Source organism: Rahnella sp. PCH160 (genome assembly GCF_047784855.1).
Taxonomy (GTDB): domain Bacteria; phylum Pseudomonadota; class Gammaproteobacteria; order Enterobacterales; family Enterobacteriaceae; genus Rahnella.
In genome coordinates, this window is record NZ_JBLOGT010000002.1 from 1 (window position 1) to 15677 (window position 15677).

Consider the following 15677-nt stretch of genomic DNA (forward strand, 5'->3'; position numbering starts at 1 on the left):
CTGCGCGGTGCGCAAAGCACGCAAAGGTTTCGACAGCACTTTCTACGGCGAGGCGATTTCAGAAAGCGCTATTTCTGAAAACGCTGGATCAGGCCACCGCGCGCGACGAATCTCTCGAAATCATGTGCCACCCTTCGTTTCTTGATAACACGATCCTGGCGAGCAAATATTGTTATCCGCGACTGGCGGAGCTGGACGTGCTGACGTCTGCATCGCTGAAACAGGCTATTGCAGAACGTGGGTTCAGGTTGGGGACGTTTAAGGATTTATAAACATGAAAAACATAAAGCCCGCTGCTGGCACTATGCTTGCGGCGGGCTTTTTGCTGTGCAGATTTAAACGTGTTTCATGCGTTCGTTAAGCGTTTCAACGATGAACGCGTTAACGGAAACTTCATTCTCAGCGGCTGCCTGATTTAGCCGGTCTCCGAAGGATTCAGGATAGCGCAGGTGAAGGTTTTAATTTTTTCCTGTTTTGCGTAGGGTTCAACACCGGTTGCACTGCAATCTTCCAGATATTCACGAAGGGAAATTTCACCTTCCTTGTTCAGCCCCTGAATACTGTCAGAAACAAAATCACAATATCCAGATAAGCCCAAAAATTTGCCCCGGAACATACCAAGTTCAGGTACGTAGCTGATAACTGCGGGCTGGCCGCCGATGCGTTCATTGATTTGTTTGAGCTTGTTTTGCTCGATTTACTCTATGCGCGCAGACTGACGACCGCGCCTTTATCTGTATCCGGAGACGGATGTGGGCGGTGAATCGGGCGATGCTGCCATTAAGCAGGAATCGCACCCGGGAGCCGCTTCCTTCTTTAATTTCGCCACCTAACGATTTGATCAAAGATTCAATATCTGACCATTTGATACCCGAGGATACCGGCGTTTTAGAAATCTGGTCTAGCGTGTTTTTTTGTCTTTTCCTTAACACCGAAACGGATTCTGTCATTTCGTATTTTATGACTTCATTCTGTGAAGTCATTTTCCCTTTGTGATTTTATGAAGTCAAGTTATGAAGTCATATCTTGTATGCCAACATAACGGGGAATTGCTTTTAGCGGAGGGTAACTTGTGGAGAATATTCAGGAATGTTTGCTTGTCGCGCGAAACATTGTGCGCGGATTTTGTTCGATTAAATAGCTGTTGCTATGAAATTAATGCGGGCTTTCTCGAGTTATTGATAGAGATTTTTGACCCTCTTTTAGTTTCTTTCCTGCAGGAAAGACCTGCATTTATTTTTTTACAGGTCATTCTCAGTTCAGAAGAGTGGGCGGTCAGGTAAACAGGTGGCTGAGCCATGAATGTTTCGCGGTCTGCATTGGCTGCGTGACGGGCAGTGCCGCAACTCCGCCCAAACCTCCGCTGCTTGTAAGCCCGATCCCCCCACCGGGGCGTTTTTGTCTTTCTGCGACAAATCTCGCCTAAATCCGGCTTTCCGCTTTAATCCATTGCATAAAATCATCGATAAAGACCCGCGTTTTTTAAGCGGCAGGAGTTTGTTGGGCAGGGTGATCGCGTAGGTGTTGCGCGGGAGCGGGTTTCCACGCGCCAGTCAGGTAAAACGCGGCGCAGTTTACCGCTGGCGATGTACCGGTTGGCGATAAACGTAGGGATCAGCGCAATGCCGACACCTTGCAGAATGGCGTCAATCATGGCGTCGCTGTTATTGATCATCAGCCTTGGAACCAGCGCGTCTTTCACCAGAGCGATTGCGAAGCGCGTGCGCCGCGAAATTGCCGTTCATCAGGGAAAAAAATGTTGTGTTTGATGAGTCCGGCGGGGAAATCCGGCAGCACTTCGTCGTAATCCGCGGAACACTAATACGTAATCGATCGGCATCAGGGCGCGGGCCACCATGTTTTCCGGCGGGCTTTCGGTGACCCGCAGCGCCAGGTCATAAGCGTCTTGCGCCAGATTACTGACCCTGTCAGACAATGTCAGCTCGACATTGATCTCGGGGTAACGGCGTAAAAAATGCGGGCAGAAACGGTGTGAGCAGAATTTTACCCAGCGTATTCGGCGCGGTAATACGCAAAACACCCTGAGGGGTATCACTGAAACTATCCGCCTGGGAGAAGAGTGCCCTGCGTGGCGGATAATACGGCCTGCGCCTGCCGGTAAATCTCGAGCCCGACCTCGTCGTCGTCGTCGTGACCGATCGCGTGGAGCGGGTAACAAACACCACATTGAGGCGTTTCTCCAGCCTGTCGATCATCCTGCTTACTGACGAGGGGGCCATCGAGGTCTCACGTCCTGCCGAAGAAAAGCTTCCTTTTTCAACCACCTGAATAAAAACGGACAAACTGGGAAGCAGTTCTGCTAACTCACTTGTGTTCTTCACGCATAGCTCTTTTGTTTCTGGGATATCTAGCCAAATTAGCATCAAGCCGTATGATGTTCAACAGAGGCCTCATCGGGTGCAAATCGACCATAATAATCAAATTATTTAACAGGTTAGCTATGCCAAACCAAACGGTAATTGAAATGATCCGCCAGCGCGATGTGCTAAATGTTGGCGTTAGTCTGGGTTTTAAAGGGTTGTCATTTCGTAATTCCATAAAGAATTGCTGGGAAGGGTTCGACATTGATTTAGCCCGGGCTGTCGCGGTGGCGGTCTTTGGCGACGTCGGAAAAATCCATTATATGCCGTTGCAGTCTGGTGACCGTTTCCGGGCGCTGCGTGATGGTGTGATTGATGGGTTCGTTCAATTCCAGTATTACTTTCCAGCGTGAGGCGGAATCAGAGGTCACTTTTGTTCATCCGATGCTGTTTGACGGTGAAGTGCTGATGACGCCGGCCAGTAATTTGCTCGACCGGTTGAACAGGCAAGTTATACCCGCAAGCGCCGGATAGCGGCCATGCGCGGTTCAACAACCGAAGAAAATCTGAAGCGTTATTTTGGAAATTTAAACCTGTACTGCGAAATCAGTCTGTTTGATTCGCCGTCTCAGGCACGCCAGGCTTATCAGCATGGTGAATGCAATATCTACTGTCTCGATTCCTATGCTGGCCGGTGAACGCGCTCAGCTGAAGGATAAAGACGCGCACATTATCTTGCAGGATCGTATCTCACTGGAAACCATGTCACCGGCGGTTGCATCGCATGACCCGCAGTGGCTGAAAGCGGTGACCTGGATCATGCGTGCGCTGATTGAAGCGGAAAACCTGCAAATCAGCAGCAAAAATATTCATGAAATGAGTCAGGAGGCGACGGGGTATCTGAAGACCTTCCTGTATCCGTCGGAACAGAATTGCAAGAATCTGGGTCTGCGGCCTGAATTTATTCGCGAGATTATTCTTCAGGTAGGCAACTACGGTGAAATATTCCAGCGCAATCTGGGGAAATACTCAGAACTGAACCAGGCGCGTCGTGATAATAATTTATGGTCGCAGGGCGGGATGTTGTATTCGCCTTTATTTATATAGCCTCTGATTTATATTTATACTTAATTTTATTACGTTATTTTCGCGCGGTTATCCTTTAAATATTCTTTGGCAGGAACATCATGAAACTATTAGCTGAAAAACAGCAAGAGATGATTTTGTCTGGCTCTGTGAAAAAGAATTTCGGTTTTTAGAGACGCAGCCCGATAATGTTGATGCCAGCGTTATCAGAAATATTATTCTGCATGGCCATCATCAGGGCAATGTTTTATATGTTATTCGTAATTTCGCGAATAAACAGATTTGCCAGGATGTGGCTGAAAACTTCAATAAGATGGTGAATCGCAACGGCGGTGGAAACCGTGCGGATGACGGTTTTGTACTGACCAACCAGATTGGCGCCACGCAGTTCTCACGTAATGGCGAACAATATATGGCGGAAGTGAACCGGGTGAATGCCAGCGTCGCCGAACTGATGTCAGTGACAGACACGTATGCCACAGAATCCCTGTTCCTCAACCGCACGCTGGAAGATTTATTCCTCGAGGAAGGCATTCACTTTGGCCCGGCGCGTTATAAAAATACTTACGCCTGTTTTGCCACTTTCCGCCGCTGGCTGGATAACGGTGCCATGTCGCTGATGCCGCATGAAGACCGCGCCCAGCTCAAATTTGCGCTTCAGGATAATTTCGAAATTGCCGATGCAATGACGGTGACTGCTTTCAACGTGTGTCTGGAAGCGGCACAGGGCGGCGGTGAACTGAAAATGTGGAATCTCGACCCGGACGAACACTGCCGCGCCCGTTTTGGTGTGACGGACACCGGTTACCCTTATCCCCCACATCTGCTGCAGGGCGTGGAGTCATTATCCGTTCAACTGAATGCTGGCGATATTTACTTTATGAACGCCTGTCATTTGCACGGTGTGAGCAGTGTAAGTCAGGGAAGCCGTCTTACAGCGGGCGCTTTATTGGCAGACTCAGTAACAGCAAAGTGGTGTATTGGACCTGACCGGAATGAATTAAACAATGACGGATTATACACTCTTCCTTCTGAATTAATAATGAGTCTGATATGGAACATGTTAATCATCTTGCTGCCGAGGGATACGCTTTTATTCCTGGCAGTTATTATCAGGCGTTGCCTGAAGCGAATTACGAAAACAAAGATACTTTTCTTTCTGACCTGGAGCAGTTAAAACTGGCGTACGAGAATCTGACGCTGGATCCTTATTCTCCGGGTAACCGCTGGCGCGGTTATGCGCAATGTCGTCGTAATGCGCAGGGGGAACTTTCTTTTGGTCAATTCACGGCATATAAGCAAACTAAAAAAATACAATCCGGATACCGCGGTATTATTCGCCAATATCCCTTATTGCCGAAAAATATCACCGCTAACCGTCTGATGCAAGGCAATTTTGCAAGACGATAATCGCTTTGGTGGAAGCCTATGAGCGTATCGGGCCGCTGGATGAACTGACCATTCGGCATTCACCTGTTCCCTACGAGGCGCAGTGCGGTTCACCTGCGTACAGCTCGCCAGTGTGGCTACATAAAGATGATGAGGACGTGGTGTTTGTGCATCTGATCCATGCTCCGCCAACATGCTGGGTGGCGACAATCTGATCGCGCCGAACCCTAAAAATATTGAGCGGGTGCTGCGTCTGGAGACGTTGTTCGACACGCTGGTGGTGAATCACGACAAATACCATGCCGTGACGCCGGTGGGTTGCCGGAAACCCGGAAAGACTGCTGTGCGTGACATCATTTTGGTCACGTTCCAACGTAATGAAGGAGAGGCGGCATGAGCCTGAACCTGAAAGCTTTTATCACCGGAGCATCCAGTGGCATCGGTCAGTCAATGGTGGCGGCCTATCTCGCCGCGGTTATGTGGTCGAGGGCATTGACTGCGCCCCGTCCGTTTTCGCTGATGAACCTGACTACTCTCACCACCAGCTGGATATTACCGACTCCGCGCGCCTGGATGGTCTGTTTGAAGCGGCAGAGTACGCCAGCGGTAACAACGTTTTAATCAACTGCGCCGGAACCCGTGAAATCTGCCGCATTGATGAATTATCGCTGTCACTGTGGGAAAAGGTTTTTGCCGTCAACGTGACCGCCAGCTTCGTGGCCGGACGCGCCTTCTGCAGCAACTGGTTCGGCATAACTTGCCGGGCAATGCCGTCAATATCGCCTCGGTTTCCGGGCTGATGGGCGAGCCGGATCGCACCGCCTACGTCTCGTCAAAACACGCCGTGATCGGCCTGACTAAACAACTGGCGCTGGAATACGGCAAACATCAGATCCGGGTGAATGCCATTGCGCCCGGCGTGATCCGCACGCCGCTGACCGAACCTTATTACGACAACCCGCCCAGATGGAGAAGATCCAACGCGGTCAATACCTGCCTGTGCTGGGCGAAACCCGGGATGTGGCACACGCGGCGATGTATCTCACCTCTCCCGAGGCGCGATTTGTGACAGGTTCCACACTGGTTATCGACGGCGGCTGGACGATTGGTAAAGAACTTTAATCCGATGGCCGGCATAACGGCCACTCATGACTTGCAGGAGTTTTAACATGAACAACACCTATATTCTGATTCCTGGGCGGTGAATTCGCCTTACGTGAACGCGTTCTGGCCGGTGCCCTGCGGGCTTCTGGCGGCATGCGGGTACTCACCATGGCGAAAAACCGCACCACGCCGACAATCAAATTTTTCGACGGCTTTTTGCCGGCGATGTGGCTGATGCTGAGGCTGTGCTGCGTGCCGTTCAGGCTCATCAGGAGAAAACCGGTGAAAGCCCTGCGGCGGTGATCCCGATGAACGACTTTACCGTTCGCGCCGCCAGCCTGCTGAATGAGTATTACCAGTTGCACGGGAATGACAGTCAGACGATCACTAACTGCCGCGACAAATTTGTCATGAAGCAGATCCTGCAAGCCGCTGGCCTGCCGGTACCTCGCTTCGCTGCGTTTCGAACCCTGAATGAACTCAAGAAACTGATCGCAGAGATCGGTCTGCCGGTGGTGATTAAACCCCGTGAAATGGCGGGCAGCCTGGGTGTGTTAAAAATCAGTCGTGAAGATGAAATCGAAGAAATTTTCGGCAAATGCGTGACCGATGTCATTTCTCTGAACGGGGAATCATTTGCGCCGGAAGATCTCTTCCAGGTCGAGGAATATATCCCGGCATGGCAGGAGGTCAGCGTTGAGGTGATCAATCAGGGCGACTATCACCGGGCGATGGCCGTGACCGACAAATACCTGGGTGAAGAGCCGAATTTTGTGGAAGTGGGCCACAGCATGCCGTCGCTGCACAGTGACAATAAGCAACTGCGTGATATCGCCGAACGCGCCTGTCATGCACTGGGGATCCGCTACGGCGTGGCGCATTTTGAAGCGCGAATCACGCCCGCGGGTGAAATCAAAATCATTGAAGTGGGGGCGCGTACCGGTGGCGATACCATTATGGATCTGGTGGAAAGAACCTACGGTATCAATCCTTATGAACTGCACGTACTCAGCCATCTGAACAAACTTAAACCCCTTCCTGACACCCTGAAACCGCGTGGTCTGAGCGCCGTCGCGTTTATTAAAGCCGACGAAGGCGTGATTGAGAAAGTCACTCTGCCCGCCAGCCTGCCAGACCACGTGGTGAATATGCAGGTCACGGCGAAGCCGCTGGATACGTCGAAAAAGCTGGTGTCGTGGAAAACCCGCGAAGGTTCGGTGGAGTATTTCTGGCCACAGCGTGCAGCGGAACCGGGTTTTGATGAGCATTTAACGATTGCCGATCAGTACGCGCGTTCACTGTTTACGCTTCGTCAGGCTTGATATTAACCGGGCCGCCGTGCCTGTGCCGGTGGCCCCTGAACTCTTTTAAGGATAGTGACGATATGAACAGTGATCGTTTTGGACTAAAACGTTTTGTCTTTTCCCGCTTTGCCGGGTCACTGTGCGATCAGTTTCTGCTGTTTGCCGTTCCGCTGGCGATTTTGAAAGCCACCGGATCGTTGACCTTTTCTTCGCTGGCCTTCGTCATTGAATGGCTGCCGCGTATTCTGTTTTTCCCGCTGTCTGGTTTTCTGGCCGACCGTATCAAACCGCGTTTTATCTTCTTCAACGTAGAAGCAGGGCGCTCGGTGTTGATGGTGGTGGCCTTCCTGACCCTGACTTTTCATCCCAGCGCCACATTCCCGGTACTGGCCGTCATGATGGCGCTGCTGTCTGTCGCTTATGTGCTGAACTTTGTGGCGACTGAGGCGTTGTTACCGCGCCATATTCCGGCAGAGACCTTGCCGAAAGCACATTCAATGTTACAAGGCGTTGATCAGACCACGCAGGTCCTCGGGCCAGCGCTGGCGGTAGCCATTTCTGTTTATGGTGGCGTCGGAGCCATTTTAGCCTGTGCCGCCGTGCTGTTTGCTGTCTCTGCCATCAACTATCTGTTCCTCGAAACGCATGATCTGGTGGTTGCCGAAAAGATGAGTTTCCGCTCAATTGTGGAATCAAACCTTAAGGCGATTCATGTACTTAAGCAGAATAAAATCCTGCTGCATCTGTGTGCGCTGACCTGGGTGGTGAATCTGGTCTACGGGGCGGCGCTGGTGGTGAGTGCGGCGGTGATCCTCAAAGAGTTTCACCTGCCGGAAAGCTATTTTGGCGTATTACAAACTTCCGCCGCGCTGGTCACCATTGTGACGTTTCTCTTTGTGCCGCGCATTGCCAAACGCTTTGGTCTCTCCACGCTCGGGACACTGTCATTTTGCGGGATGATTTTGTCTGGCGCGCTGATGTCGTTGTCAGTCGATTACGCGATGTATCTGGTGGGTTATGCGGTGCTGATGGCCTTTGACGGCGCATTCAGTGTCTATCTGCGCACCTTGCGTAGCCAGATTATTCCGCAGGAGCATCTGGGGAAAACCATGGGACTGATTGGCCTGATGAATATGTGTTCGGTGCCGGTCAGTGGTCTGGCGGTAACGGCGCTGGCGGGCAGCTTTATGCCGTTGCAAATCATCGCCATTATTCTGGTTTTTGCGCTGGCATTAGGATTGGTGCTGATCGTCGTCGGTCGCCGCACCTTTGGCTACCGCAGCTGGCTACCCCCGGTGATTGCGCAGCCGCAGGCTTAACGAGGAGTAACCCCTTACCCGTGATGATGGGTAAGGGGCATGTCAGCTCAATCAACGTATCAGAAAGAGAAGCACGAACATCCCAGCGCGCCCCAGAAGGCGTTGTCGTCGGAGACCGGGACATCGGAACCGCGGGCAATGTCATGACTGTGTTTATGCACGCCGCAAGGGCCTGCGCACTGGTGCGCCTGGCGAACCAACCCGACGCGCGCTGCGCCTTGCGGAGGTGCGGAACGGTAATGCCCCGGCACGGTGGTCACCGGCGACCAGTCCGGCAGAACCGGGATCGCCGGTGGCGAAAGCGGCGAGAATCCGCCCGCGGCGTACACCACTTTGCCGTCTACCACTGTCATCACCGATTCAATCCCTTTGATGCGTTCTTCCGGCACGCTGAAGAAATCTTCAGAAAGCACCGCCAGATCCGCCAGTTGCCCGGCTCTGATTTGGCCTTTTTTGCCCTGCTCGCTGGAGAACCACGCGCTGCCCTGCGTCCACAACATCAGCGCAGTTTCGCGGTCGATTCTTGCGTCGTCATCGTACATCGCCATTCCGCCCACCGTGCGGCCGGAAACCAGCCAGTACAGCGCCGTCCACGGGTTGTAGCTGGCAACGCGGGTGGCATCGGTACCCAGCCCGACCGGTAAACCGGCGGACAACATTTTCGCCACCGGCGGCGTATGTTTGGTGGCTTCGAGACCGTAGCGCTCAGCGAAATATTCCCCCTGGAAGGCCATACGGTGCTGGACCGCAATCCCGCCGCCCAGCGCTTTGACGCGCTCAATATTCCGTTCGGTGATGGTTTCGGCGTGGTCGAAGAACCAGTGCAGACCGTTGAACGGAATATCGCTGTTCACTTTCTCAAACACATCGAGCATACGGCTGATGGATTCGTCATAGGTAGCGTGCAGGCGGAACGGCCAGCGGTGTTCGACCAGATGGCGCACCACGCGCTCCAGCTCCACTTCCGTGCCCGGCGGTAAATCCGGACGCGGTTGCAGGAAATCTTCAAAGTCTGCCGCCGAGAACACTAACATTTCGCCTGCGCCGTTATGACGATAGAAATCCGTACCCTGACCGGGTTTCAGCATGTCGGTCCACAGTTTGAAATCATCCAGCTCATGCTGTGGCCGCTGCGTGAACAGGTTGTAGGCGATGCGGATCGTCAGCTGATTTTTCTGATGAAGTTCATCAATAATCTGATAATCCTCGGGATAATTCTGGAAACCGCCACCTGCGTCGATGGCGCTGGTCAGGCCGAGGCGGTTCAGCTCGCGCATAAACTGGCGCGTGGAGTTCACCTGTTGTTCCAGAGGCAGTTTTGGCCCTTTCGCCAACGTCGAGTACAAAATCATCGCGTTCGGTTTGGCAATCAGCATGCCCGTCGGGTTGCCATTGCTGTCACGCTGAATTTCGCCGCCCGGCGGATTGGGCGTGTCTTTGGTGTAACCGACCACTTTCAGCGCAGCGCGGTTGAGCAGGGCGCGGTCATAGAGATGCAGGATGAAAACCGGCGTATCCGGCGCAGCCTGATTGATTTCATCGAGCGTGGGCATCCGGCGTTCGGCGAACTGAAATTCAGTCCAGCCGCCCACGACGCGAACCCATTGCGGGCTTGGCGTGCGCATGGCCTGCTCTTTGAGCATCCGCAGCGCATCCGCCAGAGAAGGCACGCCTTCCCAGCGTAATTCCAGATTGTAATTCAGACCGCCGCGTATCAGGTGAAGGTGCGAGTCGTTAAGGCCGGGAACTGCCGTGTGACCTTGCAAATCAACCACCTGCGTGCCTGCATCGGCGAACTGCATCACTTCATTTTCTGTGCCGACGGCAAGGAATTTGCCGTCTTTAATGGCCACAGCGTTCGCCAGCGGTTTTTCGCGGTCGACCGTGTGGAATTTACCGTTGGTTAAGATCAGGGAAGCAAAACTCGTCATTGGAAAAGCTCCTGTCATTGCGCGGTTGTGCGCGTCAGCCATGAATGAAAAACTCGGGTAATAACCGGCATCCAGAGGAATACCACCAGCGCAACGACGGACGCGTCATTGAGTAAATGGCCGCCCTCCGTGCCTTTGAGCTGCGGCAAAAAGAGACCCCAAAACCAGGGTACGATGTGCGTCGACGGGTAAATCACCAGCAGGGTCAGCAGATATTGTTTCCAGCGTGCCGGAGGACGAACCGTGGCGCTTGGCGGGGTGAACCAGAATTCGGCGCCGGGGCGCACTTCCGTGCTGTCGCTTTGCAACAGCAGCGGGCTGACTTCGTCCACCAGTTGCTTGCGCAGGTCTGATTTGTGCCAGGCGTTGAGATTTTCCAGCGTGTCGAACCGGACCAGAATGGTATAGGCATCGCCGCTGCGGCTCGGGCGGATAACGTTGACGCCCAGATGCCCCGGAAACGTACTGGCCTGCGGCATGATTTTATTCAGCCAGGCTTCGTATTCTGCTTCACGGGCAGGCGCAACTTTGTGCGTAATGACAAGCGTGACGTGTTGCTTGTGGGTCTGAGACTGGGACATTTACCACCTCACCTGTTGAATATGAAATCATTTATCGAATCAATGAAATGATATTAGTTGGCGAGTTGAATCAATGATAGGTGAGAATTTTGGCCTTCTTGTTAAGTTTTTTTGTTACTCATTTTCCCCGACCACGCGCAGGCTGCGCTGCTTCATGACGCGGTGCAAATTCGATTCCAGCCAGTTCGCCAGCCCGGAAACCTGATCCTTCACCTCAATCCCCAGCGGCGTCAGACTATACTCAACGTGCGGCGGCACGACCGGGAATGAACGGCGGTCAACAAAACCATCTTCTTCTAACGACTGCAACGTCTGCGCCAGCATTTTCTCACTGACGCCCCCGACTTTCCGGCGCAGTTCGCTAAAACGCAGCGTTTCGTCGCTCAGGGCCAGCAAAATCAGTAAACCCCAGCGGCTGGTAATGTGCCGGAGGATTTCGCGGGACGGACAGTTAGGATCGAGCACTTCGCCCCGACGTATTTGTTCTGTCAGGGGCAGACGCTCTGCCGTTTTATCGGAAGAAATTATTTTCATACTAACCTTTTGGTGCGTACTTACGAAAAGTTAGTATATCGCATAGGATGTTTTCAGAGCCAGCGTCTTTCAGGCCTCATGTTGAATAAACACTTTTTGGAGAAACAAAATGATTGCAATCACCGGTGCTACCGGCCAGTTAGGCCGCCTCGTTATTGCCGCACTTTTGAAGAAAGTGCCTGCTAATCAAATCGTTGCTGCGGTCCGCAGCCCTGAAAAAGCCAAAGACCTGGCTGATTTGGGTGTGGAAGTGCGTCAGGCGGATTACAGCCAGCCCGCAACACTGGATTCTGCCTTTAAAGGCGTTGAAAAACTGCTGCTGATTTCTTCCAGCGAAGTGGGTCAGCGTGAAGCGCAGCACAATGCGGTGATTGCTGCCGCAAAACGCGCAGGCGTTAAATTGCTGGCCTACACCAGCCTGTTGCACGCAGACAAAAGCCCGCTGGGCCTGGGCGTGGAACACCGCGCGACAGAAAAAGCGCTGAGTGAATCCGGCGTGCCTCATGTTGTGCTGCGTAACGGTTGGTACACCGAAAACTATGCGGCGAGCATCGCACCGGCACTGGCGCACAATGCGTTTATCGGTGCTGTCGGTGAAGGGCGTATTGCTTCGGCCGCGCGTCAGGATTATGCAGAAGCCGCCGCAGCGGTGCTGACCCTCGATAATCAGGCGGGTAAAGTCTACGAACTGGCAGGCGATGAAGCGTATACACTGGCTGAATTCTCCGCCGAAATTGCGCAGCAGTCCGGTAAGAAAGTGGATTACGTCAACCTGCCGGAAGCCGAATTTGCAAAGGCGCTGACCGGCGCGGGTCTCCCGGACTGGCTGGCCACTATGCTGGCTGATTCTGATGCAGGCGCGGCGAAAGGCGGCCTGTTTGATGATTCCCATACATTGAGCAAACTGATTGGTCGCCCGACGACACCGGCAAAAGAGGTGATTGCCGAAACGCTGAAATCTCTCTGATTTGTTAAATACTGTTTTTGGTAAATACTGTTCTCCGGCCTGCAATTTTGCGGGCCGTTTTTCTTTCTTCCTGATCCCTGTTCCCGCCGTCTGTTAAGCGCAACGCCATCTGGTATTATCAGAGAGTCCGCACAAACATACAGGTGAACACATGACCGAAAATGAATTCAGACTGCTGCTCGTTGATAACGGTTTTGATGAGCCGGTGCTGGTCGAGCGGGAACCGTTAATCCGTTTTGAAAACCACACTCACCCGTTCGAAGCCATGGCTTTTATCCTCAGCGGCGACATCACCATTACGACATTAAACGGGACAAGAACCTATTCGGCGGGGGAGATTTTTCATCTTCAGCCCAATGAACCGCACGAGGAAGAATTCGGCGATCAGGGCGTCCGTTACCTTTCGGGGCGAAAAAGTTTGCAGTGAATCGCACATAAAAGAATGCCCGTCAGGGGAAACGGGCATTTGAATGAGTTACAAGGGGAAAACATGAAGTTGTCTGTAGCAGGCTACAGATGAGCCCCTATAATAATCATTTATTGTGACGTTTGTGTGTAGGATAAATCTGCTTTCTGTTCAGTGTGGCAACAAATTGCCAACGTGTTATTGCTATACAACCGTCTACTTTCGCCGCACAATACGTGCCCATTTTTGGTGAGAAAAACAGCGAGCGGAGAATTCTTCAGTGAAAATCAATGTCATTGGCACCAGCGGGAGCGGGAAATCAACGCTGGCGTGCGGTATTTCTCAGAAACTGAATATTCCGTATATCGAACTGGATGCGTTGTTCTGGAGGCGAGACTGGCAGGGCACACCGGATGAAGCCTTTTTCGCATGTCTCAGCGAAAAGCTGAGGGCAAGTGATGACTGGGTGCTGGACGGCAATTACAAACGTACCCAGGCGGTGAAATGGCGGGAAATAGATCTGATTATTTGGGTGGATTATTCTTTCGGTCGGACGCTGTTTCAGGCCGTGAAACGTGCCGCCACGCGGGCATGGAATAAGCAGGAACTTTGGGCAGGAACGGGGAACCGTGAGTCGTTTCGCAAAAGCTTTTTCAGCCGGGATTCCATTATAATGTGGACGCTAAAAACCTTCGCGAATAACCGCCGCCAGTATGAAGCGTTGTTAAACAACCCTGACTGGCAGCACGTTCGTTTTGTGCGTTTACGTTCACCCCAGCAGACTCAGGTTTTTCTCCGTAATCTGACCAAGCTGTAACACCATCCACGGGCTGAATGCCCAAGGTGTTGCACGCACGCTGTTCAGCAAATCTTCCGATTTTACCCATTGATAATCCATGACTTCCGTGTCGCGTGGCTCGGGAGCCCTACGGCAAAATGCGGAAAAAATCGGGCAGAATTCGTTCTCGACAATCCCGGAAGCATCGGTCGCGATGTACTGGAATTCCCCGATCAGCGAGGTGATTTTTTCAACCGATAAACCCAGTTCATACTGGCAACGACGGTAAACGGCTACCTGCAATGATTCGCCGGGAAGCGGGTGCCCGCAGGCGGAGTTCGTCCAGACACCGGGCCACGCGATTTTGTTCAGGGACCGGCGCGTGATCAGCAACTCGCCGCGATCGTTGTGAATGTAGCAGGAAAAAGCCAGATGCAATGGCGTCTGAGCGGTATGCACAAGCGCTTTATCCATGGTACCGGCCGGTTGATTTTTAACATCAAGCAACACGACTTCTTCAATCATAAAACTCTCCGTTACGCCTCCATCATTGCTTTCAACAGGCGAACCAAATGCTGTTGATCATCAGGAGAAAGTCTTGCCAAAAACTCAGTGTCTACCTGCTGGCCGAGCGGCTGGGTTTTGGCCAGAACCGCTTTTCCTTCCCCGGTCAGGGTAATAAAACGCCGGCGTTTGTCCGCCGGATCCGCCTCACGGATTAACAAACCGCGCGACTCAAGTCGTGAAAGCATTTCCGCCAGCGTGGCCTTGCTGCTGATGGCTACGTCGGTCAGTTGTACCTGTTCAATGCCCGGGTTTTCAGCAATTGAGCGCAATACCGCGTACTGAGGTTTGGTCAGATCCGGGATGCATTGCTGCCATCGCGCGGTATGTTGCTGGAATACCTTACGCATTAAGTGAAAGGCTTCCTGTCTCAATTGTGTGCTCATCATCGTTCCCGGCTTTCTTATGGTTTCGTCCTATCTTAGCAATCTATGGATCTCGAATGCGACAGAGCATTGCGGGGATTTGAAAATGAGTATAGGGTAAAATTAATTCGTACACGAACAAAAAACAATGCTATGAAGGAGAGTCGGGATCGCTTTTGATGATCTGCGCACTGGATGAAAACCGTGGGCGCAAAATACCGTTGATGGCGAAGACATTAACCTGTTCGACATCCCGCCGCTGTGCGGTGCCCTTCGTTCGGGTTACAAACCTCGCAAAACACGCTCGGTTTTCCACCACTCCTGCGGCGTGATTTTTGAAAACGGCCAGGGACTGCATAACTGCGTATTAATGGATGTTATTGCAGCGTAATTGTTTTTTCAGCATTGGATGTTCCGTTTGCGAATGATTTGAATTTTTTATCAAAATCATTCAGGCACGTGTCCATATAGACTTTTGTGACGTCGTGGAGTTTTTGATAATTATTAGCCTGCCATTCTGCCAGTGGGGCTTTAATTGCTTCGGGTTCACAGACAACATCAAAGCCAACCATTTTTTCGTTCTCGCCGCCCTTACTGATTGTTGTTTTGTAGTGAAGTTCGTAATTGTCTCCGCCGGAGAGGTTTTCGTACACCAGATACCAGTTGTTGACGTAGATCTCGACCGGCATTTTATAAACTTTCGGTGCGCTGCTTTGCATTTGATTTTTGACGTTAGCGGTCAGCTTAGGTGCCATATAATTCATGGACGGGTTGACTTCACTCATCACAGGCGTGCCTTTCAGCTGTTCCTTGCTAAAGCCAGTTTCCTGAACGCCACCTGCGAACATTCCGACTAAAACATGCAGTGTTTTCAATCCTGTAGCTGCGGCGGTATCAGACCGGTTGATCATCCTCAGGTTACTGTCTGTCGGCTGGCTAATGCTCGTTTTCAGTTCGTAGATAACATTCAGCGTCATCTGCGTATTCTGGCGAAGATGAACGGTCGTTCCGGCTGAACGTGAATGCGT

At 52.2% G+C, this 15677-nt stretch carries 19 protein-coding genes and 5 pseudogenes; 14 read left to right on the plus strand and 10 right to left on the minus strand.

Features of this window, described 5'->3' with window-relative positions:
• Nucleotides 1–272, plus strand: a pseudogene (locus ACM5QY_RS22780) (ChbG/HpnK family deacetylase); the annotation flags it as partial.
• A gap of 63 nt (nucleotides 273–335) precedes the next feature.
• Here the strand turns inward: ACM5QY_RS22780 and ACM5QY_RS22785 are convergent.
• The 4 genes and pseudogenes from ACM5QY_RS22785 to ACM5QY_RS22800 all read right to left on the minus strand — a co-directional run bounded on the left by ACM5QY_RS22785 (nucleotide 336) and on the right by ACM5QY_RS22800 (nucleotide 2342).
• Nucleotides 336–616, minus strand: a pseudogene (locus ACM5QY_RS22785) (type II toxin-antitoxin system HicB family antitoxin).
• 86 nt (nucleotides 617–702) lie between these two features.
• Nucleotides 703–950 (minus strand): annotated as a pseudogene (locus tag ACM5QY_RS22790) (type II toxin-antitoxin system HicA family toxin).
• Nucleotides 951–1459: 509 nt separating this feature from the next.
• A pseudogene (locus ACM5QY_RS22795) lies at nucleotides 1460–2041 on the minus strand (LysR substrate-binding domain-containing protein).
• Nucleotides 1929–2342 (minus strand): LysR family transcriptional regulator, encoded by a 414-nt coding sequence (locus tag ACM5QY_RS22800; protein WP_416122970.1) that lies wholly within the window; start codon nucleotides 2340–2342, stop codon nucleotides 1929–1931. Before ACM5QY_RS22800 ends, ACM5QY_RS22795 begins: the two are co-directional and overlap by 113 nt.
• A gap of 119 nt (nucleotides 2343–2461) precedes the next feature.
• Between ACM5QY_RS22800 and ACM5QY_RS22805 the strand changes: the two genes are divergently transcribed.
• The 10 genes and pseudogenes from ACM5QY_RS22805 to ACM5QY_RS22850 all read left to right on the plus strand — a co-directional run bounded on the left by ACM5QY_RS22805 (nucleotide 2462) and on the right by ACM5QY_RS22850 (nucleotide 8523).
• Nucleotides 2462–2734 carry a type 2 periplasmic-binding domain-containing protein gene (locus tag ACM5QY_RS22805; RefSeq protein WP_416122971.1) on the plus strand — a complete coding sequence of 91 codons (273 nt, stop codon included), beginning with the start codon at nucleotides 2462–2464 and terminating at the stop codon, nucleotides 2732–2734.
• 238 nt (nucleotides 2735–2972) lie between these two features.
• A complete protein-coding gene (locus ACM5QY_RS22810) occupies nucleotides 2973–3428 on the plus strand; it encodes a type 2 periplasmic-binding domain-containing protein (protein ID WP_416122972.1) in 456 nt (151 codons plus the stop codon).
• A 193-nt stretch (nucleotides 3429–3621) separates the two neighbouring features.
• Nucleotides 3622–4584 carry a 2OG-Fe(II)-dependent halogenase WelO5 family protein gene (locus ACM5QY_RS22815; protein ID WP_416123404.1) on the plus strand — a complete coding sequence of 321 codons (963 nt, stop codon included), beginning with the start codon at nucleotides 3622–3624 and terminating at the stop codon, nucleotides 4582–4584.
• Entirely contained in the window at nucleotides 4527–4817 is a 291-nt protein-coding gene (locus tag ACM5QY_RS22820) for a 2OG-Fe dioxygenase family protein (protein WP_416122973.1), read from the plus strand. The genes ACM5QY_RS22815 and ACM5QY_RS22820 overlap by 58 nt, the downstream gene beginning before the upstream one ends.
• Before the next feature lie 8 nt (nucleotides 4818–4825).
• On the plus strand, nucleotides 4826–5011 hold the full coding sequence (locus tag ACM5QY_RS22825; RefSeq protein WP_416123405.1) for a hypothetical protein: 186 nt from the start codon (nucleotides 4826–4828) through the stop codon (nucleotides 5009–5011).
• Nucleotides 4990–5193 (plus strand): 2OG-Fe dioxygenase family protein, encoded by a 204-nt coding sequence (locus tag ACM5QY_RS22830; protein ID WP_416122974.1) that lies wholly within the window; start codon nucleotides 4990–4992, stop codon nucleotides 5191–5193. The genes ACM5QY_RS22825 and ACM5QY_RS22830 overlap by 22 nt, the downstream gene beginning before the upstream one ends.
• Nucleotides 5190–5417, plus strand: a complete 228-nt coding sequence (locus ACM5QY_RS22835) for a hypothetical protein (protein WP_416123437.1) — start codon at nucleotides 5190–5192, stop codon at nucleotides 5415–5417. The genes ACM5QY_RS22830 and ACM5QY_RS22835 overlap by 4 nt, the downstream gene beginning before the upstream one ends.
• A pseudogene (locus ACM5QY_RS22840) lies at nucleotides 5375–5918 on the plus strand (SDR family NAD(P)-dependent oxidoreductase). The gene ACM5QY_RS22835 and the pseudogene ACM5QY_RS22840 overlap by 43 nt, the downstream one beginning before the upstream one ends.
• A 209-nt stretch (nucleotides 5919–6127) precedes the next feature.
• Entirely contained in the window at nucleotides 6128–7222 is a 1095-nt protein-coding gene (locus tag ACM5QY_RS22845) for an ATP-grasp domain-containing protein (RefSeq protein WP_416122975.1), read from the plus strand.
• Nucleotides 7223–7284: 62 nt separating this feature from the next.
• Nucleotides 7285–8523 (plus strand): MFS transporter, encoded by a 1239-nt coding sequence (locus ACM5QY_RS22850; RefSeq protein ID WP_416122976.1) that lies wholly within the window; start codon nucleotides 7285–7287, stop codon nucleotides 8521–8523.
• Between the two features lie 59 nt (nucleotides 8524–8582).
• On the opposite strand, the gene ACM5QY_RS22855 is transcribed toward ACM5QY_RS22850, so the two are convergent.
• From ACM5QY_RS22855 to ACM5QY_RS22865, 3 genes are all read right to left on the minus strand, one after another.
• Nucleotides 8583–10454, minus strand: a complete 1872-nt coding sequence (locus tag ACM5QY_RS22855; protein WP_416122977.1) for an amidohydrolase — start codon at nucleotides 10452–10454, stop codon at nucleotides 8583–8585.
• A gap of 14 nt (nucleotides 10455–10468) precedes the next feature.
• The gene (locus ACM5QY_RS22860) at nucleotides 10469–11035 is read right to left on the minus strand and encodes an antibiotic biosynthesis monooxygenase (protein WP_416122978.1); all 567 of its coding nucleotides are present in this window, start codon (nucleotides 11033–11035) and stop codon (nucleotides 10469–10471) included.
• A 114-nt stretch (nucleotides 11036–11149) separates the two neighbouring features.
• Nucleotides 11150–11569, minus strand: a complete 420-nt coding sequence (locus ACM5QY_RS22865) for a winged helix-turn-helix transcriptional regulator (RefSeq protein WP_416122979.1) — start codon at nucleotides 11567–11569, stop codon at nucleotides 11150–11152.
• Nucleotides 11570–11678: 109 nt separating this feature from the next.
• Here ACM5QY_RS22865 and ACM5QY_RS22870 point away from each other — a divergent pair, with 109 nt between their 5' ends.
• The 3 genes from ACM5QY_RS22870 to ACM5QY_RS22880 all read left to right on the plus strand — a co-directional run bounded on the left by ACM5QY_RS22870 (nucleotide 11679) and on the right by ACM5QY_RS22880 (nucleotide 13759).
• A complete protein-coding gene (locus ACM5QY_RS22870) occupies nucleotides 11679–12536 on the plus strand; it encodes an SDR family oxidoreductase (RefSeq protein ID WP_416122980.1) in 858 nt (285 codons plus the stop codon).
• A 151-nt stretch (nucleotides 12537–12687) separates the two neighbouring features.
• The gene (locus ACM5QY_RS22875; RefSeq protein ID WP_416122981.1) at nucleotides 12688–12963 is read left to right on the plus strand and encodes a cupin domain-containing protein; all 276 of its coding nucleotides are present in this window, start codon (nucleotides 12688–12690) and stop codon (nucleotides 12961–12963) included.
• Between the two features lie 259 nt (nucleotides 12964–13222).
• Complete coding sequence (locus tag ACM5QY_RS22880) at nucleotides 13223–13759, plus strand: P-loop NTPase family protein (RefSeq protein ID WP_416122982.1); 537 nt, start codon at nucleotides 13223–13225, stop codon at nucleotides 13757–13759.
• On the opposite strand, the gene idi is transcribed toward ACM5QY_RS22880, so the two are convergent.
• The 3 genes from idi to ACM5QY_RS22895 all read right to left on the minus strand — a co-directional run bounded on the left by idi (nucleotide 13712) and on the right by ACM5QY_RS22895 (nucleotide 15626).
• Nucleotides 13712–14245 carry an isopentenyl-diphosphate Delta-isomerase gene (gene idi / locus ACM5QY_RS22885; RefSeq protein WP_416122983.1) on the minus strand — a complete coding sequence of 178 codons (534 nt, stop codon included), beginning with the start codon at nucleotides 14243–14245 and terminating at the stop codon, nucleotides 13712–13714. The two genes, ACM5QY_RS22880 and idi, sit on opposite strands and share 48 nt — an antisense overlap.
• Before the next feature lie 11 nt (nucleotides 14246–14256).
• Entirely contained in the window at nucleotides 14257–14670 is a 414-nt protein-coding gene (locus ACM5QY_RS22890; RefSeq protein ID WP_416122984.1) for a MarR family winged helix-turn-helix transcriptional regulator, read from the minus strand.
• 356 nt (nucleotides 14671–15026) lie between these two features.
• Entirely contained in the window at nucleotides 15027–15626 is a 600-nt protein-coding gene (locus tag ACM5QY_RS22895) for a hypothetical protein (protein WP_416122985.1), read from the minus strand.
• Between the last annotated feature and the right edge of the window lie 51 nt (nucleotides 15627–15677).